Source organism: Variovorax beijingensis (genome assembly GCF_007828835.1).
In the GTDB taxonomy this organism is placed as follows: domain Bacteria; phylum Pseudomonadota; class Gammaproteobacteria; order Burkholderiales; family Burkholderiaceae_C; genus Variovorax; species Variovorax beijingensis_A.
Genome location: NZ_VIVL01000001.1, coordinates 1 through 20,499 on the forward strand (window position 1 = coordinate 1; position 20,499 = coordinate 20,499).

At 68.5% G+C, this 20,499-nt stretch carries 14 protein-coding genes and 2 pseudogenes; 4 read left to right on the top strand and 12 right to left on the bottom strand.

What is annotated here, in order from left to right:
• Positions 1-189: pseudogene (locus FB547_RS00005) on the bottom strand (hypothetical protein); the annotation flags it as partial.
• A gap of 217 nt (positions 190-406) precedes the next feature.
• Here FB547_RS00005 and FB547_RS00010 point away from each other — a divergent pair.
• Positions 407-1,956 (top strand): annotated as a pseudogene (locus FB547_RS00010) (YifB family Mg chelatase-like AAA ATPase).
• A 35-nt stretch (positions 1,957-1,991) separates the two neighbouring features.
• On the opposite strand, the gene FB547_RS00015 reads toward FB547_RS00010, so the two are convergent.
• The 6 genes from FB547_RS00015 to tssJ all read right to left on the bottom strand — a co-directional run bounded on the left by FB547_RS00015 (position 1,992) and on the right by tssJ (position 11,992).
• The gene (locus FB547_RS00015) at positions 1,992-4,157 is read right to left on the bottom strand and encodes a serine/threonine-protein kinase (protein WP_145738558.1); all 2,166 of its coding nucleotides are present in this window, start codon (positions 4,155-4,157) and stop codon (positions 1,992-1,994) included.
• Between the two features lie 31 nt (positions 4,158-4,188).
• Positions 4,189-4,914 carry a type VI secretion system-associated protein TagF gene (tagF, locus tag FB547_RS00020; RefSeq protein WP_145738560.1) on the bottom strand — a complete coding sequence of 242 codons (726 nt, stop codon included), beginning with the start codon at positions 4,912-4,914 and terminating at the stop codon, positions 4,189-4,191.
• 1 nt (position 4,915) lies between these two features.
• Positions 4,916-8,551: a type VI secretion system membrane subunit TssM gene (gene tssM / locus FB547_RS00025; RefSeq protein ID WP_145738562.1), complete on the bottom strand. Its 3,636-nt coding sequence runs from the start codon at positions 8,549-8,551 to the stop codon at positions 4,916-4,918.
• On the bottom strand, positions 8,551-9,930 hold the full coding sequence (locus FB547_RS00030) for a DotU family type VI secretion system protein (RefSeq protein ID WP_145738563.1): 1,380 nt from the start codon (positions 9,928-9,930) through the stop codon (positions 8,551-8,553). Before FB547_RS00030 ends, tssM begins: the two co-directional genes overlap by 1 nt.
• A gap of 8 nt (positions 9,931-9,938) precedes the next feature.
• Positions 9,939-11,318, bottom strand: coding sequence for a type VI secretion system baseplate subunit TssK (tssK, locus tag FB547_RS00035; protein ID WP_145738565.1), 1,380 nt, complete (start codon positions 11,316-11,318; stop codon positions 9,939-9,941).
• Between the two features lie 158 nt (positions 11,319-11,476).
• Entirely contained in the window at positions 11,477-11,992 is a 516-nt protein-coding gene (tssJ, locus tag FB547_RS00040; protein WP_018906610.1) for a type VI secretion system lipoprotein TssJ, read from the bottom strand.
• Between the two features lie 164 nt (positions 11,993-12,156).
• On the opposite strand from tssJ, the gene FB547_RS00045 reads away from it, so the two are divergent.
• Genes FB547_RS00045 through FB547_RS00055 form a run of 3 tightly spaced genes read left to right on the top strand, consistent with a single transcriptional unit; the run spans position 12,157 to position 15,280 of the window.
• Entirely contained in the window at positions 12,157-12,528 is a 372-nt protein-coding gene (locus FB547_RS00045) for a TssQ family T6SS-associated lipoprotein (protein ID WP_225613334.1), read from the top strand.
• Positions 12,529-12,585: 57 nt separating this feature from the next.
• Positions 12,586-14,466: a type VI secretion system-associated FHA domain protein TagH gene (tagH, locus tag FB547_RS00050; RefSeq protein ID WP_145738568.1), complete on the top strand. Its 1,881-nt coding sequence runs from the start codon at positions 12,586-12,588 to the stop codon at positions 14,464-14,466.
• Positions 14,459-15,280, top strand: coding sequence for a PP2C family protein-serine/threonine phosphatase (locus FB547_RS00055; RefSeq protein ID WP_145738570.1), 822 nt, complete (start codon positions 14,459-14,461; stop codon positions 15,278-15,280). Before tagH ends, FB547_RS00055 begins: the two co-directional genes overlap by 8 nt.
• A gap of 28 nt (positions 15,281-15,308) precedes the next feature.
• Here the strand turns inward: FB547_RS00055 and FB547_RS00060 are convergent, their stop codons facing one another.
• From FB547_RS00060 to FB547_RS00080, 5 genes are read right to left on the bottom strand one after another with little or no spacing between them, the layout of a single operon-like run.
• Positions 15,309-15,689, bottom strand: coding sequence for a DUF4150 domain-containing protein (locus tag FB547_RS00060; protein WP_145738573.1), 381 nt, complete (start codon positions 15,687-15,689; stop codon positions 15,309-15,311).
• A gap of 15 nt (positions 15,690-15,704) precedes the next feature.
• The gene (locus tag FB547_RS00065) at positions 15,705-16,367 is read right to left on the bottom strand and encodes a DUF3540 domain-containing protein (RefSeq protein WP_145738575.1); all 663 of its coding nucleotides are present in this window, start codon (positions 16,365-16,367) and stop codon (positions 15,705-15,707) included.
• 45 nt (positions 16,368-16,412) lie between these two features.
• Positions 16,413-17,495 (bottom strand): pentapeptide repeat-containing protein, encoded by a 1,083-nt coding sequence (locus FB547_RS00070; protein WP_261380191.1) that lies wholly within the window; start codon positions 17,493-17,495, stop codon positions 16,413-16,415.
• Positions 17,459-20,071, bottom strand: a complete 2,613-nt coding sequence (locus tag FB547_RS00075) for a DUF2169 domain-containing protein (RefSeq protein ID WP_145738576.1) — start codon at positions 20,069-20,071, stop codon at positions 17,459-17,461. The genes FB547_RS00070 and FB547_RS00075 overlap by 37 nt, the downstream gene beginning before the upstream one ends.
• Positions 20,072-20,084: 13 nt before the next feature.
• Entirely contained in the window at positions 20,085-20,486 is a 402-nt protein-coding gene (locus FB547_RS00080; RefSeq protein WP_145738578.1) for a DUF3592 domain-containing protein, read from the bottom strand.
• Between the last annotated feature and the right edge of the window lie 13 nt (positions 20,487-20,499).

The window sequence follows — 20,499 nt, forward strand, 5'->3', positions numbered from 1 at the left end:
GCCCTGGATGGCGGGCTTGAAGCCCTTGGTCTTGGCGTAGTCGTTCTTCCCGATCATGTCCTGGTCCTGACCGCGGAACTTGTAGTTGCTGGTCAGTGCCACATTCCCCGTGAGCTGTGCGCTCGCAAGCATCGGCAGGGCGGCAAGGGTGGCCACGGCCATTGCCTGGGCGAATTTACGGTGCATCATCGAGACTCCTCGGAGTTGGTTGGATTGTTGGGGGACACCGTCTCATAGCAGGGAGCGTGCCAAAGTGCACGTTTTGCCCTGCGGCACGGCGGCCGCTCCCGCACCGGCAACCCAGGCGAAATAGTTACAAGCGTGTTCGGTTGCGGTACCCCATGGGGCACCGCGGTGCATGAGCCCGGCCAAAAACGGGCGCACCACAATGGTGAGAGGGAGTGGAATGAGCCTGTCTTTGGTGCAAAGCCGTGCTTTGCTTGGGCTGGAAGCGGCCAGTGTCACGGTCGAGGTGCATCTGGCGAACGGCCTGCCGAGCTTCACGCTCGTCGGGCTGGCGGAAACCGAGGTCAAGGAGGCCCGCGAACGGGTGCGCTCGGCCATCCAGAAGCCGGCCTGGAGTTTCCGAACAACAAGAAGATCGTCGTCAACCTGGCGCCGGCCGACCTGCCCAAGGATTCCGGCCGCTTCGACCTGCCGATCGCACTCGGCATCCTCGCGGCCAGCGGGCAGATCCAGCCCGCGCTGCTGGCAGGCCACGAATTTGCCGGCGAGCTCTCCCTCTCAGGCGAGCTGCGGCCCGTGCGCGGCGCGCTGGCCATGGCGCTGGCCCTGCACACGCGCGGCATCGCGACACGCCTGGTGCTGCCCGCCGGCAGCGCCCAGGAAGCGGCGCTGGTGCCCGGCAGCGAGGTGTACGGCGCCAGGCACCTGCTGGACGTGGTTCAGCGCTTCATGCCCGAGGGCGCCGCGCCGCTGCAGGGCGAGGGTCGGCAGCAGCCGCCCGCCGCGGACGGCTGGGCCCGGGTTCATGCCGCGGCCGCAGCGGCCGCGCCGCTCTATGCGGACCTGGCCGACGTCAAGGGGCATGCGGGCGCCAAGCGCGCGCTCGAGATCGCCGCCGCGGGCGGGCACAGCCTGCTGATGGTCGGCGAGCCCGGCTCGGGCAAGTCCATGCTGGCGCAGCGCTTTGCCGGGCTGCTGCCGCCCATGAGCGTCGACGAGGCGCTGGAGAGCGCGGCCGTGGCCAGCCTGGCCGGCAGCTTCTCGGCCGCGCGCTGGATGAACCGGCCGACCTCGGCGCCCCACCACACCTCGAGCGCCGTGGCGCTGGTGGGCGGCGGCTCGCCCCCGCGGCCGGGCGAGATCTCGCAGGCGCACCACGGCGTGCTCTTCCTGGACGAGTTTCCGGAGTTCGCGCGCTCCGCGCTCGAGGCGCTGCGCGAGCCGCTGGAGACCGGCACCATCACCATCGCGCGCGCCGCCCGGAGGGCCGAGTTTCCGGCGCGCTTCCAGCTGGTCGCGGCCATGAACCCCTGCCCTTGCGGCTACCTGGGCTCGACGCTGAAGGCCTGCCGTTGCACGCCGGACCAGATCTCGCGCTACCAGGCCAAGCTCAGCGGCCCGCTGCTCGACCGCATCGACCTGCACATCGAAGTGCCCGCGGTATCGGCAGAGCAGCTCATCGATGCGCCCGCCGGCGAATCGGCCGCCAGCATCCGCAGCCGCGTGGTGGCCGCGCGCGAGTTCGCCCTGCAGCGCCAGGGCAGCCCCAACCAGGCGCTGCAGGCCGGCGCCATCGACAAGCATGCCGCGCTCGACGATGCGGCCCGCAAGTTCGTCTACAACGCCGCCGCCAAGCTCGGCTGGTCGGCGCGCAGCACGCACCGCGCGCTCAAGGTGGCGCGCACAGTGGCCGACCTGGCGGGCGCCGAATCGGTGGGGGTGGTGCATGTGGCGGAGGCGGTGCAGTACCGCAGGGCGCTGCGGAACTGAGCGCTGCCGCCGGGGTGCCGGGTGCCGGGGAGCGCCTACTTGAACTCGTGGCTCACCACGGGCGCCGACTTGCTGTCCTGCACCGTCACGCGCTGGCGATAGACATCGAGGTCGCCATTGCGCACTTCGATGTTGTAGATGCCAGGGCGCAGCGACAGCGACTTGAGCGGCGGGCTCACGCCGCGCTCGGCGCCGTCGACGAAGACCTGGCCCCAGGGCCGGATGTTGAGCACCACGCGCCCCATGCCGGGCGGAGCTGCAGGCGGCGCGGTCGGCGGTGTAGTTCCGCCGGCGATCACGGTGGGTATGGAGTTCGTTGGCGCCGTGCCGGGTGCCGCGGGCACCGTCTGCGCGAGCCGGTTCAGCTCGGCGATGGCATTGCGGGCATCGCGCGCATGCGGGCCGCGCCGGTAGCGGCGCAGGTAGGCCTCGTAGCCTTCGCGCGTGTTCTCGGCCTGGGCCAGGTTCCAGTCCTCGGCTTCGGCGGTGGCCATGGCGGCCTCCGGCGGCGTCACGGGCGTGGTGGTCGAGCCCGGCGGCGTGGCTGCGGGGTCCGGTGTGGCCGGTGCAGCTGCCGGCGCCGCGCCGACCGGCACGTTGGTCAATGGCGTCAACGGACCGGCCGGCGCGCTGGCGGCCGCCGCGGGGGGCGGCGTGCCGGGCGCTGCCGCCACGTTCTCGCCCGCAGCCGCCGGTGCGCCGCCGGGGGCGCTTTCGCCCGGCGGCATGGCGGCGGGCGGCGGCGAAGTGGCAGACATCGGCCCCGAAGGCGGGGGCACCGGCACCATGGCGGTCGATGTCTCCTGCCGGCCCGAAGTCAGGTGAATGCCGATCCAGGTGCCCACGCCCACCAGCGCCAGCAGCAGCACGCCGACCAGGCCCCAGCGCGGCATCGACGATTTCCTGGCGGCGGACGGCGACGGCTGCTTGCCGGCGGCCACCGATGGCGCGCGCGCCGGCGCTGCCGCCGCCTCGCGCGGTTCGGCGAGCCTGGGCGCGGGAGCCCGGGCCGGCTCGGCCTTGGGCGCGGGCTGGGGCCTGGGCCTGGCGGGTTCCGGGGCGGCGGCTTCAGGCCGTGCAGCACTGGCCGATGCAGCGGCTTGCGATGCGGCTGCTGCCGACATTGGTGCCGGTGTCTGGGGCGCCGGAGCAGCCGGCGCTTGCTGCGGCACCGGCGCCACGACCGGCGCGGGCTTCGAAGGAGCGGGTGCAGCAACTACGGCCGTCGGCGCCGCCAGCCCGCTCACATAGGTGTCGCCCAGCTTGGCAAGGCCCAGTTCGGCCGCGAACGCGGCCACGGTCTGCGTGCGGTCCTTGCTGTGCACGGCCAGCGTATGGTCGACGGCCGCGCAGAAGGCCGGGCTCAAGTCGCTGCGGCCCAGCGACGACAGCGGCACGTAGGCGTCCTGCACGCTGCGCACCACGGCCGACGGCGGCGGGTGCCCGGTGACGGCACGGTACAGCACGGCGCCCAGCGCGTAGAGATCGGTCCACGCGCCCTGGAGCAGCGTGTTGTCGTCGGCGTACTGCTCGATCGGCGAGTAGCCGGATTTCACCATCACCGCCACCTCGTCGACCAGGTCGGCAATCGACTTGCGCGCGGCGCCGAAGTCGAGCAGCACGGGCAGGTCGTCCTGCTGGATGAAGATGTTGTCGGGCGCGATGTCGCGGTGGAAGCACTGGCTGCGGTGCAGGGTTTCGAGCGCGCCGAGCAGCGGGCCGAGCATGCTCAGCAGCCAGGCCTCGGAGATCTTCTTCGGCTCTTCCTCGGCCAGGCGGCGCAGCGTGCGGCCGCGGTAGAGCTGGATCGCCATGTAAGCGGTGCTGTTGGCTTCCCAGAAGCGGTGCACCCGCACCAGTGCCGGATGGCTGAACTGTGCGAGCGTGCGCGCCTCGTTGATGAAGCTGCGCAGGCCCGCCTGGAAGGTGGCGGTGAGACGGTCGGAACGCACGTGCACGCTGTCGTCGCCGACGCGGCGCGCGAGCATCGAGGGCATGTATTCCTTGATGGCCACCTCGCGCTGCAGCGAGTGGTCGTAGGCGCGGTAGACGATGCCGAAGCCGCCCTCGCCGATGACCTCGAGCAGCTCGAACTCGTCCAGCCGGTGGCCCGCGTCCAGCGGATGGGGGCGCTCCTGCGGATCGGCCTGCACGCTGGTGCTGCTGCTGTTGTTGTTATTGCTGCTGGCGTTGGTCGTCATGCATCTCCTCCCGCGGCGGGGGTCTGGTCGTTCATGCCCATGGCACATGCCCCTGTGAAAACAACTTCGAAAACAGCGGCGTGTTGAGGCCTCCGCCGTGGGCGGCAGTGCGCAGCGGCGAGCCGTCCGCCTGGTTGGTCCACCAGTAGCTGGTGCTTCCGAAGGCGTCGAAGCACAGGGGCAGCTCGGGCCAGCCGAGGCGCTGCTGCGCACCTGTGGCACCGGCGCCCCCGGCCGCAGGCCCGAGGATCGACAGGATGTCGTCCGAGCCGCCGCTCGCGGTCTGGAAGCCGCCGTGGGCCGCGGCCAGCACCTGGCGGTCGAACTGGTCGGGCGCGACGCTGTGGCGGATCGCCTGCAGCAGCGCGGTGCCGCATTGCCAGTACCAGGCGGCGGAGCCCTCGAGCATGGAGGGCCGGTAGCTCGATGCGGCCACCTGCAAGGTTACGCACACGGGGTAGTAGCGCCCCACGCGGTCGCAGCTGGGCGCCAGGCAGCCGAACTGCACCGCGTCCACGCCCTGGGTGGCCGGAATCGCGAAGTTCCAGACCGGCGCCACCACATAGTGCCGCGTCATGGCGTCGGGCCAGCGCTTGAAGGTGCCCAGGCCGTTCTGCATCCAGCGGTCCCACCAGGCCTGGAGCTCGCGCGGCACGCGGCGGTAGAGAAAGTCGCCGGCCGCGGGCAGCTTGCCGTACCAGCCGATCTGCTGGTCGTCGGGCACCCACACCCGCGGCGAAGGAATGCCGCTGTTCATCTCAGGACTTCCCCGGGCATGAGAAGCCGTTCATCTGGTTCAGGCGCAGCGGGTTGTAGACGCTGTTGGCCGTCACCGCGAGCACCACCTTCCTGCCTTGCAGGTCGAAGGTCGCGTTGAACGATTCGGGTGCGTTGCCGGACGAGATCGAGGCCTTGTCGAACAGCCGGTGCAGCGCCCACGGCCCCTCGGTGACGATGCCGCCGGCCGGCGTGCCGCTGGCGGTCGTCACCTGCAGGCGCACCTGGTTGCTGTTGCGCGGGCCGGGCCACTTGACGGTGCTGGGCGCCTGCGGCCCGTGCGCGTAGCGCACGGTCTGGCCGTCGATGTCGAGCGTGAACTGGCTGATGGCGGCGTCCATGTCCTCGGGCCGGATGTCGATGGTGAACGAGGGCGTGCGCCCGCCCGCCATGCCCGAGAAGAACACGTCGCGGATCGCCTGCGCCTTCTGGAACGAATCGAGGTAGGCCGAGCGTCCCGGCGAACTGCCGTCCACGCCCTTCTTGAAGGCCCACGGGTTGACGGAGGTGTCGACCTGCGAGGCCAGGTTCTTCTGGAAGAAGTCGTCCATCATGCCGCCCGGCGCGAACAGCTGAGCGAAGTCGCCGGCCGCCACGTCGCGGTTGGAGCCGCGCGAGAAGGGATAGCGCCCCGCGATGGCCTGGCTGCAGAACTGACCGATGGTGGCAGCGGCGTTCTGCCCGATGTTCTGCCGCGTCACCGCCGCCGCCTTGGACGACGCGGTGGCCGAGAGATCGTTCAGCATGCCCTGGAACGGCACCGGCAGGCGGCCCGCCTCGGCCTGCACCTTGGTGACCGCATCGCTCGACGGCGGGATGTTGCCGCTGCGCAATGCGGTGTCGGTGGCGGTGAGGAAGGTGTAGAGCTCGTTGATGAGCGCGGCGGTGGCGTCGATGGGCGCCTGGCCGCCGGCCTTGGGCGCGGTGACCATGCGGCGAAGCGGCGCGAAGTGGTTGTCCACCAGCGATTCGGGACGGTCCGGCACGGTGTTGCGGCGCTGGCTGCCGTCGGGCTGCCCGATGAGCTGCTCGATGCGCTCGCGCGTGCTGGCCACACGGTTCTGCGCCTGGTCGAGCAGGCTGCGCGTGGCCTCGTCGTGGTTGCGCAGCAGGTCGGTCTCGCGCGCCGCGCCGCGGATGAGACGCGACATCGGCGACTCGCTGGTCGAGAGCACGCGCGTCATCTGGATGCTCTGCAGCAGCGAGCGGCTGTCGGCCAGGCGCACGTCGGCCAGGTAGTCGTCCCAGACGCGGACGTAGTCGGTGAGGTAGAGCCGGCGCACTTCGCGCAGCAGCAGCTCGCGCGAGGTGATGTCGGTCATGCCCGGCGCGCGGATCTGCAGCACCCAGCGGTCTTCCTGTTCGAGCGCGAGCGTGGTCTCGGCCATGCGCTTGTCGAAGATGTCCCAGTAGCCGCGGTAGGTGAAGAGCGTCGGGATGCCGTCGGTGAGCGGCTTGCCGCTCGCGCGCTTGATCACCAGCGCCGACTCGGCCCCCGCCGCCTCCGCGATGCTGAAGGCGTTGGGCGGGCTGGTCTGCAGCAGGATGCGCCGCAGCCGCGCATAGGAGCGCTGCGCCAGCGGCACGCCGGCCAGGCGGGCGCGCGTCTCGTTGATGAGCCGGTCGTCCTTGGCGAAGGGCGAGGTCACCACGCGTTCGGCGAACAGCGCCTTCAGGTGCGACTCGAGGTTGGTGCGCTGCTCGCGCGTGAGGCCGGCGCCGATCTTGCGGTCCACGTCGGTGAGCAGCCAGGCCTGGAGGAAGTCGGCGTCGTAGCGCTCCGCGTCGTACAGCATGAGGTAGGCCTTGAGCGCCTCGTAGCTGTATTCGGCATCGGTCTTGGAGGCCTCGCGCAGCGCCTGCTCCACGCGCTGCGAGGCTTGCGGCAGCAGCACGCTTTCGAGCGCACGCTGGTAGACGCCGTCGGTCGCGGCCTGCAGCTTCTCGCCCTGGTAGAGGCCGAAGCGGTAGGAGACGGGCGGATCGCCGATGTCGAAATGGCTCGACTTGGGCAGGTCGCGCAGGCGGTCGAGCACCGGCAGCGAGCTGGCGATGTCGCTGTTGGAATCGACCACCGTCGGCAGCTCGCCGCGCGCCGCGGCCTTGTTGAAGGCCTTGGCGTTGTTGTCGACCTCGGCCACGTAGTCGCGGTTGTTGCGCCAGCTGTTGACGCAGGCGCCCAGCAGCACCACCAGCAGCACGCCGATGAGGCCGTAGCCCGCCAGGTCGATGGCGCGCTTGCGCCGGTACCAGCGCAGGTTGGTGCCAGCCACGCCCGCATCGCGGAAGATCACCTGCTGCAGCAGCTCCTTCAGGAAGTAGCTCTTGCCCGGGCCCGGCGGCGGCGCGGGCGGCGCGTTGACCTGCAGGTAGCGCTTGATCGCGCCCATCACGCGGTCGAAGGCCGTGCCCTCCTGCGTGCCGCTGGTGAAGTACACGCCGCGCAGCATGGGCGCGACTTCGAACTTCGAGGGGTTGAACACGTCGGCCAGGAAGGTGCCGAGGATGTCCTCGAAGCTCGCGAACTGCTGCGGCAGCAGGTAGGCCTGCGCGCGGCGCAGCTGGTCGGGCTCGGCCGCGAGCAGTTCCGGCAGGCGCTCGTCCAGGCGCTGGTGCAGCAGCTTGTATTCCTGGTGGAAACGCTCGCGCAGGTCGGCCTTGGCGGGGTCTGCCGGGTTGGCATCGATCGGAAACGTGAAGCCCCAGACCTGCGAGCGCTCGGCCCGGCCCAGCGAGCCGAAATACTCGTTGAAGCCGGCCAGCAGGTCGGTCTTGGTGACCAGCACGTACACCGGAAAATTGATGCCCAGGCCGTTACGCAGCTCGAGCAGCCGCTTGCGCAGCGCCATGGCGTGGCGCGCACGCTGCGCGTCGTCGGCCAGCGGCAGATCGGCGATGCTGATGGTGAGGATGGCGCCGTTGATCGGCTGGCGCGGCCTGAACTTCTTGAGCAGGTCGAGGAAGCCCTTCCACTCGCCCTCGTCGGTCTCGCGGTTGCTCTCGTGCGTGGTGTAGCGCCCGGCGGTGTCGATCAGCACCGCCTCGTTGGTGAACCACCAGTCGCAGTTGCGCGTGCCGCCGATGCCGCGCACCGCGGCCTTGCCGAGCTGGTCGGCCAGCGGAAAGTCGAGGTCGGAGTTGACCAGCGCGGTGGTCTTGCCCGAGCCCGGCGCGCCGATGAAGATGTACCAGGGCAGCTGGTACAGGTACTGGCGGTCGAACACCGCAAAGCGCCCCGCAGGCTTGCCGCTGGCGTCCGCGCCGAAGCGCATGTTCTTCAGGATGGACGTGGCATCGCTGAAGCCGCTTTGCAGCTCCTTGATCTCGGGCGCATCCTCGGGCTTGGCGGCCTTCTCCTTGGGGGACGGCGTGCGCAGCTGGTTGAGCAGCTGCGCGTTGAGGCGCCGCTCGCGCCACTTGCGGTAGAGCACGCGCGCGATCCAGATCGCGAACATCAGCGCAATGACCGCGATGCGCACGAACTCGCTTTCGAACGGCCGGTAGCGGCCCACTGCGATGACGGGGCCGATGATCCAGATCAGGAACGCAATGGCCAGGAGCCCGAAAAAGACCCACAGGTCGCGGCTCACGAGGAAACGGAAAATCGCGCGCAGCATCAGCGGGTTCCTCCCTGCGGCGCCGCTGCTGCTGCGCCTGCGGCCACGGGCGCCACCAGCAGCGTCACTTCGACCCGCCGGTTGCGCGCACGGTTGGCCGGCGAATCGTTGGGCACCAGCGGGTCGGCATCGCCGCGGCCTTCGGCGCGCAGGCGCTCGGGCCGGGTGACGCGCGTGGCGATCATCTTCTTGACCGCATCGGCACGCGCCTGCGAAAGCTGCCAGTTGGACGGGAAGCGCACGCTGCGGATCGGCTGGTCATCGCTGAAGCCGCTGATGAGCACGTTGCCTTCCACCGAATTGAGCGCGTCGGCCACGCGCGCGAGCACGGGCGCATAGCGGTCGAGCACGCGGTCGGAGCCCGATGCGAACAGGCCGTCGCCGCGCAGCACCACCACGCTGCGGTCGGCCTCGTCGCGCACCGTCAGCAGGCCGTCGCGGATCTCGGGTTCGAGAAAGCGCTGCAGGCGCGGCTGCGGCGCCGGCGCAACGGCCACGGCACGCTGCGTCTGCGGCAGGCGCACTGCATTCACCGCGGCGAATGCACCGTCGGAACGGCCGGCCAGGCTGAACGTGAGCACGCCGAACACCAGCACCAGCAGCACTGCCGCCACCGCGCCCACGGCCCACAGCGGCAACCAGTTGCGCGTGCGGCGCACCGGCGCGCTCGCGTCCTGCCAGTGCGGCGACAGCGGCACGGCAATTTCGCCGCGCGTCTGGCGGATGATCTGCAGCAGCCGCTGCTTGAGCGTTTCGAGCTGCGTGCGGCCGTTGTCGATGACGCGGAAGCGCCCTTCGAAGCCCATCGCCAGGCAGAAGTAGATGAGCTCGATCAGCTGCAGGTGCTGCTGCGGGTTCTGCACCAGCCGCGACAGCAGCTGGAAGAATTTCTCGCCGCCCCAGGTCTCGTTGTGGAACATCACGAGCAGGCTCTGCGACGACCAGATGCTGCCGCCCCAGGGCGTGAGTGCGGCCGCTTCGTCGACCGCGGTGCACAGGCAGTAGCGCGCGCCGATGATCACCTCGGGCGCGATGCCGCTTTGCTGCGCGCGCGTCTCGAAGCGCCGGACCTCGTCGACCAGGTGTTCGCGCAATTGCGCGGGCGCATCGTGGTGGCCGGTAGCGCGAATCTGCGGGATCAGGTCGAGCAGCGGGTTGGCCGCCGCGACCAGCGGGTTGTTGCCGGCCAGTGCCGTGTCGCCCGCATGCGGACGGCGTGCGTCATGCCATGCGGTGAATGACTGGGGTTGCTGCTGTCCCGCGCCGCGCGATGCCAGGGGCATGCCCGCGGGATCGCCGTTGCCGCTGTTGTTGCCGCCGCCCGGGTTGGGCGGCACGAAGCCTCCCGGACCGACCGCCATGTCATTGACACCGTTCATAGGGTCCCTCACGGACGAATTGCCCAGAACTCCATGGCCAGCCCCGGAAAGTCGCCGGCCAGGTGCATTGCAACGCCGCCCGATTTTTCGAGCTGGCGCCACATGTCGCCGCTCTTGTCGAGTTCGAAATAGTGGTAGCCCGCGTTGTATGGAATCTGGCGCGGCGCCACCGGCAGCGGCCGCACCGTGACGCCCGGCAGCTGCAGCTGCACGAGGTCGCGGATGCGCTCCACCGAACCGATCTTGACCTGCGTCGGAAAGCGCTGCTGGATCGCATCGGCGGGCAGGTTGGCATGCACCGCGAGCACGAAGCCTGCATTGCGCACCAGCACCGGATCGGGCATGCGGCCCACGCGCACGCCGTGGCTGCGCTCTTCGAGCTCGATGGCGATGGCGCTCTGCTCGAGCACGGCCGAGAGCGAGCGCCGCAGCTCTTCCATCAGCGGCCGGATGGTCTCGTTGAGATTGTCGTGGTCGTACTTCGGCCACACCACCGGGCGCCGCGTGGGCGAGGTGTGCGTGGCGAGATGGCAGGCCAGCTTGAACCAGTCGATGAACAGTTCCTCGGGGTGCACCTGCACCGCATGCTGCGCATGCCAGGTCGTTGCGAGATAACGGTTGACGAGTTCGAGCAGGAGAAAGTCGGAGACCTCGCTCACGCCGCCGCGGCCGGGCTGCGAGAGCCGCGAGGCCAGGGCCTCGGAGCGCTGCGTGAGCAGGCCGTGCAGTTCGGCGACCATGCTGCGCAGCATGGGGTGCGCCGATGCATCGAGCACCGGTGGAATGTAGTTGGCGTCGATCACCAGCTTGTGGTCGGTGCGCCGTTCGATCACGCGCACCGCGCCGATGGCCTGCCACTCGGCCGTGAGCGACGATGCGCGCGCGAGCCGCAGGCGCGGCTTCGCAAGCTGCAGCACCGCCGGGCCGAGCGCCACCGAATTGCCGTCGGCCACCTCGCGCTCGACCACACCGAAGCGCGCGGCCGAGCCCTCGTCGTCGGCGAAGATGATCTCTTCGCTGCCCGTACGGCGCAGCGGCAGCGCCAGCACGATGAGTTCATCGGTCAGGTCGCTCGGCACCTCGTAGGGCAGCGGCGCATCTTCGGCGCCGAAAGAGAACGGCGTGCCGTCGGGCAGCACGCCCGCGCCGCCGAGCAGCGACACGCGGCCGAGCGCGTGTGCATCGCGATCGATGTCCAGGTTGAGCCATCCCCAATAGGCACCTTGCAGGCCCGCGGTGCGGCGCGTGACGTACTGCTCGACATAGCGCTCCAGTTGCTGGAAGTGCTGGGGCCTCAGGTACATGCCTTCGGACCACACCACGCGATTCGCCAACGCCTGCGGAAGGGCGCCCTGCTTGCCGGCGCCCGGATTGCGAACTGTCACCAAAGAACCTCCTGGGGCATGCCCACGCTGAAGCGGGAGGTCTTGTTAACGACCTCCCGATTGAATCGGTTTTTTTCTCTGATGCTACACGGCGCTTCTTACGTTTTGCACCGCATTTAGCGTGCGAATTTCTCGCACTTTCTAACTACAAAGCCGTGAAATTAACGACTTGGTAGTAACTCGATGCCGCTCTTGCGGATCGCGATGCGCACGTTTTGCTCGCTCGGAGAAAACTGCCACACCTTGTAGAGATTGGTTTGCTTCGGCTCCTTGAGCGGCAGCACGATGCGCCAGCGAGCGGCCTCGAGCTTGCGGTAGCCCGCGATGATGCCGATGGCACGCGAATCGAGCCCGGCCTCGCGCTTGAAGACACGCTCTTCGCCGCTGCGCATGATGGCCTGGTCGGCGTTCACGAGTTCCGCGGCCAGCGTCTCGCGGTCGCGGTCCTGTAGTGCAAAGTAGTCTGCCGTCTCGAAGTTACCGGAAGATTTCAATTCGAAGACCTTGACGAGAATCGGCGCCGGCTGGCCGCGTCCGTCGGGGTTGACGCCATCGTCGATCCTGATGGTCACCGCGTAGGGCGTGGGCAATGACTTCGCAGTCGATGCGCATCCACTGAGGCCACCAAGCAACGGTGCGGTTGCAAGTGCGCCTTGAAGCAGGGTTCGTCGATGCATTGAGATCTTCCCTAGTGGTTCGCGGCCTATATTATCGAAGTCGTGCGCACCTACCGCGTCGCATCGCGTGCCTGTCGCATGACAGCGGCACACTATCTCAAGCATTGCCTTTTGCAAGGTAGGAGAGAAGATTGAAGTCATGTCTGCCTGCTTTGGCGTTCACCTTGGTTCTGGTTGCTGGTTGCACGACCACGCCGCCGCCCGAGCCGCCGCAACCCGAACGCCTGAGCCAGCAAGTGGCGCGCAGCACGCTCGAACGCGCGCAACAGGCCTATGACGAAGGCGACTACGCCAAGGCCATCACCACGCTCAAGAGCGGCGGCGTCTCGGTGTTCGACGCGGCCGAGCCCGCCACGCGGCTCGATGCCATGAAGCTCGAAGCCTTCAGCTATTGCGTGGCCAACCAGGTGCCCGAATGCCGCGCGCAGTTCCGCAAGCTCATGGATGCGTTCCCCAACTTCGACCTCACCGTGGCCGAGCGCAAGCACCCGGTGTGGGGCCCTGCCTTCGAGGCCGCCAAGCGAATGAAGCGTTGAACGCCGCAGGCGATGAGCCGCGGCACGAGCCGCGCTCGACATGAACATGGAGATGCCATGCGTTGGACGGTGATCGAACATGCCGGCAAGCCGGTGACCGCAGGCCCTTCGGCCTTGCTCGCTGCACCCGGCGGAACCATCGGGCGCAGTCCCGACAACCACCTGGTGCTGCCCGACGAGCAGCGCCAGATCTCGCGCCTGCAGGCCACCGTGCGCTTCGACGACAGCGGCGCGGCGGTGCTGCGCAACATGAGTGCGGTGCTACCCATCGGCGTCAACGAACGCACGCTGCAGCACGAGCAGGAATCGCCGATCGCCGAAGGTGACCGCGTGACCATCGGAAGCTATGTGCTGGTGGCGGGGAGCGGGCAACGCGCAGCAGTCGTGGCGCCCGCCGCGCCGCTGATGGCGGCGGCACCACCACCGGCCTCGCCTGTGCACAGCCCGCTGCCCGCCAGCGCCATGGCGCAGGCGCCCATGGACTCGCTGCTGCCCGCGGCCCCCGTCTCCGATGTGTTCTCGGACCTCTTCGGCGCCGGCGCGCTGCCGATCGGCGATACGCAGCCCGTGACCGTGGCGATGCCGCCACCGCCGGCCATGCCGGCACCGCCGCCCGCACAGGCATTGGCGGTTGCGCCGGTGCCTGCCGCGCCGCCATCGCCGGCCCCGTCACCGGCAAGCACGCAGACGAGCGCCTCGCAGATTCCCTCCGCCGCCGATTGGGATGCCATCCTCGCGAACGCGCCGCGGCGCGAGGCCAGCGCTGCCGAGCCCATGCCCGACCCGATGGCGCACGAGCCTTTCGAGCTGCCCTCGCAGGCGCGCAGGAACCCGGTCGATCCATTGGCCGAACTGAATCCGCAAGCGGAAGACGGCATGTCCGACGTGGCGCTCAAGCGCGGCATGGACCCGCTGTCCTTCTTTGCCGCCGACAACGACGCGCCCTCGCCGCTGTCCGATCCGCGCCCCACCGCGCTGACCCACGAAGATCCGCTGCACGACGTGCATCCGGCGATCGACCTGCTGTCACGGCCGCCGGCGCCACAGGGCTACAGCCATTCGAACCATGCGCGTGAACTGGCGGCGCAGTTCAGGCCGCCGAACCCGGTGCCCTTCGAGCCGCAGGTGTCCGCGCAGGCCGAGCCACCACCGCCGCCGCCCCCGCCACCACCGGTGCCCGCCGCGGCCGCACGCGTGGAGGATGTCGCGCCGCCTCCTCCGAAGGCCGCGCCGACGGAGCCGCCCGCACCGCAGCAACCGAAGCCTGTTGCCGCGCCCTCGCCCGTGGCCGCGCCGCCAGTCCCTGCCGCGGCGCCGCCATCGGCACCGTCCTCTTCGGACGAACTCTTCAAGGCCTTCCTCGAAGGCGCCGGCGTGCCCGACGTGGCCGGCCAGCAGCCGCTGGATGCCGAAGCCATGCGGCGCCTCGGCCGGCTCATGCGCGCGTTCACCGACGGCACCATCGAGCTGCTCTCGTCGCGCGCCATGCTCAAGCGCGAAGTGCGCGCCGAGATCACGATGATCGTCGACGAAGAGAACAACCCCTTCAAGATCCTTCCCAATGGCCGCGCCGTGCTGATGCAGATGTTCGGCGCGCGTATGCCCGGCTTCCTATCGCCCGAAGCGGCCGTGCACGACGCGCTCGGCGACCTGCAATCGCATCAGCTCGGCATGGTGGCCGGCATGCGCGCCGCGCTGCTCACGGTGCTCAAGCGCTTCGACCCCACGGCGCTGAACACCGCCACGCCGCACGACGGCGGCCTGGGCGAGAAGCTGCTGCCCGGCGGCCGCGAAGCGCGCCTGTGGCGCCAGCTGCAGAAGTTGCATGCCGAAACCACCGCGGCCGTCGAGGACGATTTCCAGGCCGTCTTCGGCCGGGCCTTCCAGCAGGCTTACGACAAGGAGATGGAACGGTTGAAGGAGGCGCGCCGTGCTTGAAACCACCCCCCGCGCGTTCGCGGTGCCCATCTCGACCTCGCAGTTCTCCTGCGTGGGCGAGCGCAGCGGCAACCAGGACGCCATCGGCTACCACCTGGACGAATACAACGCCTGCTTCGTCGTGAGCGACGGCGTCGGCGGCAACGCGGGCGGCGAGCTGGCCGCGCGCATCGCGGTCGACACCGCGCTGAACACCTTCGTCGACAATCCCTCGGTGGCGCAGCATGACATCCTGCAGGCCGTGAAGGCCGCCAACGACGCCATCCTCGCCAAGCAGCGGGAGCTGGCCGACCAGAGCCGCATGAGCGCGACCATCGTCTCGCTGTTCGTGGACCGCACCAGCGGCCAAGCCTGCTGGGCCCACGTGGGCGACAGCCGCCTCTACTGGTTCCGCCGCGGCGCGCTGATGCAGCGCACCGAAGACCACAGCCTGTCGGAGCGCTCGGGCGAGGCTGCGCTGGGCAACGGAGCCAATGGGAGCGAACGGCTGGTGAAGAGCAACCTGCTGTACCGCGCGCTCGGCGCCCGGGCCACGGCGGAAACCACCGTGTCGACGCCGCAGCGCCTTGCCGACGGCGATGCGTTCCTGCTGTGCACCGACGGCCTGTGGCAGCTCATCTCGCAGCAGGTGATGGAACGCTCGCTGCAGCTCGCGGACAGTGCCGAGGAATGGCTCGCGCTGTTGCGCCGCGCGGCCGAAGCCAAGGCCGACGAGTCGCGCGACAACTATTCGGCGCTGGCGGTGTGGGTGGGGTTTCCGCAGCAGGTGACGCTGGCGGGGACGGCGCAGCCCGCGGCGCGCCCGGCCGCCTGACACCCGCATCTGCCGCGGCGCCGCTTTTTCAGGGTGCGAGCAGCAGCACCTTGAACTGGCTCGGCACGATGCGCATGCCCACCATGTTGCAGCGGTTCTGCATCGTGATGCTGGTCACGCGAGTGGCCGGGGTTCCCTTGAGCAGCACCGTGAATGCACCGGTGAGGTGACGAGATTGCTGCATGAAGGTCTGCGACACCACCCCCCCCAGCGCCCCAGGCTGGTCGCCCAGAGTGATGGGTGTGGTGGTCGCCATGTTGTGCGCCGGCATCGCCATGAAAAGGATGTTCCAGGCGTTCGGCACGGCCATCGGTCCGAGGGCCATGTTCGGAAAGGGAATGGGCACGGGCGTGCGGCAGACGTCAGGGAACGCCAGATCCATGCCCATCAGCTGGCAGTTTGCAAACATTGTTGAAGCTCCTTGTCAGCCCATGTGGATCTGCGAGGCGTCGACCTTCACCAGTTCCTTGCCGGTCACCATCGTGTGCTGGCCATGGATGCGCACCGTCTGCGTGGCCTTGCAGTCCAAATGGCCCACTCGGGACTGGTCGACCTCCTCCACCAGGCGCAGTGCATTGCGCGCCATCTGCACGATACGGTCGGCGACCGTCTCCAACACCTTGCCGACCAGCCGGGTCCGGCCCACCGTTGCATCGACGGACTGTGCCGTGACGCGCAACTGGTCCACGCGGCAATCTCCCTCGTCGGCTTGCATGGCCCATCGCACGCTTTTCATTTCCAGAGCGGCACTGCTGCGCAGGCTGAGATTGCCCGCGCTCTCGATCGACACCGTGCCCCCGGCGCCGCCGAACGTGATATCGCCAGGGGCATCGATGCGGCTCGCGGCAGGATCGGCTTGCTCGATCACCGCGATCAGGTAGACGCGCAAGCGGTCCGGCCCCGACAGAAGCACCGTGTCGCCCTCCCGCGGCTTGAGCAGGCAGCTCGCCGCCCGCCGGCACATCCACACGGCACCTTCGTCGTCTTCGACTTGGAGTTGCCCATCGGACATGCAGGCTGTCAGCCGACCGATGAAATGGACGGGTGCCGATTCGGCCGGGGCCGAGCGGAGTGGGACGACATTCATGGTGATTCCCTTCTTGGCATTGATCGATTGCGCAGCGCCCGCCGCTCACGCGGAGTCGGACCAGGCTTGGGCCTTGTACAGTTCGGGGTCGTTTTCAATGATGCCACCGCGAGCGGAAAAACGGGCCCCCTGCTCATTGGTTCGGTGAAAGCGCGTACGAAGAAAGTGCGCGCCACTCATGTCCGCACTGCCGAGGTCCGCGTATGAAAAATCGGCATCCTGCAGATTCGCGCGGCGAAAAGCTGCCCCGTTCGCGCGCGCGCGATGAAACACGCTCAGCGGCAGGAAGGCATCCTCGAACGAAGTGCGCTGCAGCTTCGCGTCGACCCAGATCGACTGTTCGAAGCGGCCGCCCGCACAGTTGGCGTCGCCGAGGTCTGCTTCGGCAAAGATGGTCTGCGCCGCCTCGGCGCCCGAGAAATCTGCATTGCGCAGCGATGCACCCTTGAAATTGCTCTGCGTCAGCGTGGCGTTGCGGAAGTCGGCTCCGTCCAGCGTGCTGTCGGTGAACTGGCATCGTTGCAGCGTCTGGCCTGCGAAGACCTGGCGCGCAAGCTCGCATTCAAGGAACACCACGCTGTCGGCCTGCATGCCGGTGAAGACAGCGGTCGCGAGGTTGAGCTTGTACATGGTGACGAAGCTCAGAACGGCACCGGTGAAGTCAGCTTGCACAAGTTTCGACTCTGCCACCGTCGCTCGATCCATGCGCACCGCGGCGAACAGGGCCTGCGTGAGGTCCGAGCGGAAGAAGGTTGCGCGGTCCAGCTGGGCACCGGACAGATCGGCCTGCTGCAGGTGCGATTCGACAAACGATGCATCCTCGAGCGCAGCCCGAGCGAATTCGGCGCGCTCGAATCGGCACCGGTAGAACTGCGCCTTGACGGAGATGGCGTCCGAAAAATCGCACTCGCCCATCCGGCAATGCGTGATCACGCTGCCTGCCAGGTTCGCGCCCTGAAAGCTGGCGCCCGTGAAATCGATGTTGTCCCAGAGCGCGCCCGACAGGTCGAGCCCGCGAAAATCCCAGCCGCGGCATTCGATACCCTGGACCTGGACGCCATGCCGCACCTGGTCGAGCAGTTCGTCGCGCGTCACGGCGCCGATGCCCCTGCAGGTCGCGCGGGCCATACCTTGGCATGCCGGGTATAGGCGCCGTCCAGCAGCGTGGTGCCGTCGATGAGGGCCTGAGACACATCGGTTCGGAAAAGATTCGCCCCGCGCAGATCACAATGGGTGAGCACGGCCTTCGAGAGGTTCGCGTCGATGAGGATGGCACCGCGCAGGGAGGCGCGCGTGAAATCGGCACGAACGAACAAGCTCTCGCCGGCGGACAGACCATTCAACTTCGCGTCGCTGAAGTCGCATTCGGAAAGATCGCAGGCATCGAGATGCGCCGCGCTCAAATCGGCCGCCATCAGCGGCATGCCACGCATGCCGCATTGCTTCAGCCTCGCGCCGCTCAGCCGGACACCGGCCAGCGAACTGCCCTGTGCCACGCTACAGGCGTCCAGAACCGCGTTGGAAAAGTCCACCGAGCTGTCGAGCGTCGCCGCCACGAATCCGCAGCGCGTCAACTTCGCATCGGCGAAGGACACGCGACGCAGCTGGCATTCGATCCAGACCACCTGCAGCATCTCGGCCTGCTCGAAGTGCAGGTCTTCGAGCGCCATCTGCAGGAAGGCCACCTGGTGCCAGCGCGAACCGCGAAAGTCGCAGCGTGCGAACGATGCCTCATGCAGCTGCACCTGATCCATGCGAGTGCCGGCCATGCGACAGTCGACGAACCGCGCCCCGCCGGCATGCACCTCCCGCAGGCTCGCGCCTTCGAAGTTGGTGCGATCGAAGCAGGCTCCTCCGATGTTCGCCTCGTCCAACCGAGCGCGTGCAAGGCTCGCGCCCGTGAGGTTGGCGCGCGCGAGAATCGCCTGCGAAAGATTGCAGTCGTCGAGCTGCGCACCGGCGAGGTTCGCGTCCGTCAGTATGGCGTGCGAAAGGTCGGCACCCCGCAGGTCCATGCCAGACAGGTCCGCGCCTATCAGATTCATATGCGCGAAGGTGCGGCGCCCGGGCTCGGCCGCCGAGAGCCGCCTGCGAAGCTTGGCGCTGCGAAAGCTCGGCATCGCGGGCGCTGCACCTCCCAGATGCGCGGAATGCAGATAGCCCAGATGCATCAGGGGATCTGCGGGAGCCGCCGGCTCGTCCGGCTTTTCGGTATCGGCGTCGCCTTCGGCTTCGGGCGGGTTCGCCTGATCGTAGCGGTCGCCTTTCGACATTTCGCGCTGGAGCTGCTGTGGATCAGGCATCACCGCCTGAGCGCGCGCCGCTTCTGCGGCAGCGCCTTGGGTCGGCAGGGCATTCCGCTCGCTTTCGATACGCTCGGCCTCTTTCTGCAGCCGCTCCCGCGTCTGCACGGCCGATGCCTCGGCACGCTCGAGATATTCGGGCAGGTCGTCAAAGTCCGGAATCGCTTCGGGCTCCCAGGGCGCCTCCAGGTAGAGCTCGGGGTCGAGCCCTTTTTCCAGCAACTCCGCGCGGCGTGCTTCATGGTCGCGCAGCAGGCCGGCGCGCAGGTTGCGCGGCAGCGGCTCGGCCATGGTGTCGGGCAGCTGCATTTGCCGCCAGTCGCCAAGGATCGGCCGGGGAGCGAGGTCGCTGTCCCGCAGCACATGGATCGCGGCCTTTTCCGGATCGATCCGCTTGAGAAGAACCTCGCGGTAATGCTGCAAGGGCCGCGGCGCGTCGCGCAATTCGAGTGCAGGCATGATGTGCCTGACGTCGGCGGCGTCGTCCTCGCGCACGGGCGTGGCGCCGTGCCAGATCAGGATCACCCGTTCGCGGTCCGGGAAGAACCATGCGGTGCTCAGGTGCATCGGCACTGACCGCAGCATCTCGCCGTCGTCCGAGAAGCTGACATGGCAGACCGCGTTCCAGTCGGGAAGGTTTCCCTTCATGACGGGAATCTGCGGATGCATGTTCCACAGTTCGTAGGCCGCGCCCGGCGGCAGCGTGCCGCGGCCGCGCCAGCGCTGGTCCTGCGGCGCCGCATTGAAGAAGCGCCAGTCCATGTCGTCGGCAAAGCCCGGGTAGCCGTTTGCCAGCCAGGTGCTGTCGTACTGGCGGCCGATGTGCGCCATGCGCTGCGGCCAGTCCGGCAAGTAGCCACACAGCGCTGCAGGTGTGCCGGCCTGTTCCCGGCGGGCGAGGCGATGCGTTGCGGCTTCGACGTTGGGCAGACGGCGCGTGTGCACGCCATTGACGATCTCGTCCTGCCCGCCGATACCCAACGGGTTTTGCGCGAAACCGGGGCCTCCATAGGTGTGCCTCCAATCCAGAGGCATCTGCTCGAAGGGCAAGGGCGCCGTCGAACGCCCATCGAGCCAGTAGCGGTCTCCGGACACGAGGAGCAATTTATCGACCGTGTCCATCCGCAGGCGCACAGCGCATTGCGACTTTTCGGCCTGGTGGCTGGTGTAGGCAAAGCCGCTGACCAGAACTTCGGCCTCGGCTTTGGGCACGCCGAGGTCCAGTACGCTGCCGGGGTCGAGCACCTCGCTGACCATTTGCCAAAGCTCCTGCTCCGGCTGCAGCTGCGGGTCCGCCTTCAGGCTGACCAGCGCGATCGAGGCGATGCCCAGGTGGTTGTCGGCCTTCCACCGGTACGGGCGGGTCAGCAGGCTGAGTCGGAATGGCTTGACGATTTTCAACGGCGATGATCGGTCAGGGTGGAGGCGCCGAATGGGCAGCCACGGTGGAAAAAATCACGGCGGTCTGCGCCGGCCGATCCGGGGCATAGCGGACCTCCACCGCGCAGCCGATGCCGTAGAGCGTCAGCTCATTGAGCGGCACGACCTTCTGCACCTGCGCGCTGTGCTGGACACCGGCTGCATCCCGGAATGCCACGGTAAACGTGATCAAGGGGCTGCGATCGTCGTAGCTTCCACCCAGCTCGCTCGCCACGATCAGGCCGTCCGCGCGTCCTTCGAGTGCATTGCTCGCCGACTCGCGGCGCGAGACCTGCAAGAGATCCCATCCGCCGCACAGCAGAAAGGACCCGACCAGCATCAGTCCGATGCATGCGCCGATCCCGCCCAGGCCCATGGCACCGGCAAGCACGATCATCGGCACGGCACCT

Excerpts from the sequence above, each read along its gene's own strand:
- FB547_RS00080 (WP_145738578.1), bottom strand. The coding sequence starts at position 20,486 with ATGATCGTGCTTGCCGGTGCCATGGGCCTGGGCGGGATCGGCGCATGC.
- FB547_RS00065 (WP_145738575.1), bottom strand. The coding sequence starts at position 16,367 with ATGAATGTCGTCCCACTCCGCTCGGCCCCGGCCGAATCGGCACCCGTC.
- tagH (WP_145738568.1), top strand. The coding sequence starts at position 12,586 with ATGCGTTGGACGGTGATCGAACATGCCGGCAAGCCGGTGACCGCAGGC.
- FB547_RS00070 (WP_261380191.1), bottom strand. The coding sequence starts at position 17,495 with ATGGCCCGCGCGACCTGCAGGGGCATCGGCGCCGTGACGCGCGACGAA.
- tagF (WP_145738560.1), bottom strand. The coding sequence starts at position 4,914 with ATGAACAGCGGCATTCCTTCGCCGCGGGTGTGGGTGCCCGACGACCAG.
- FB547_RS00060 (WP_145738573.1), bottom strand. The coding sequence starts at position 15,689 with ATGTTTGCAAACTGCCAGCTGATGGGCATGGATCTGGCGTTCCCTGAC.
- FB547_RS00015 (WP_145738558.1), bottom strand. The coding sequence starts at position 4,157 with ATGACGACCAACGCCAGCAGCAATAACAACAACAGCAGCAGCACCAGC.
- FB547_RS00030 (WP_145738563.1), bottom strand. The coding sequence starts at position 9,930 with ATGAACGGTGTCAATGACATGGCGGTCGGTCCGGGAGGCTTCGTGCCG.
- tssM (WP_145738562.1), bottom strand. The coding sequence starts at position 8,551 with ATGCTGCGCGCGATTTTCCGTTTCCTCGTGAGCCGCGACCTGTGGGTC.
- tssJ (WP_018906610.1), bottom strand. The coding sequence starts at position 11,992 with ATGCATCGACGAACCCTGCTTCAAGGCGCACTTGCAACCGCACCGTTG.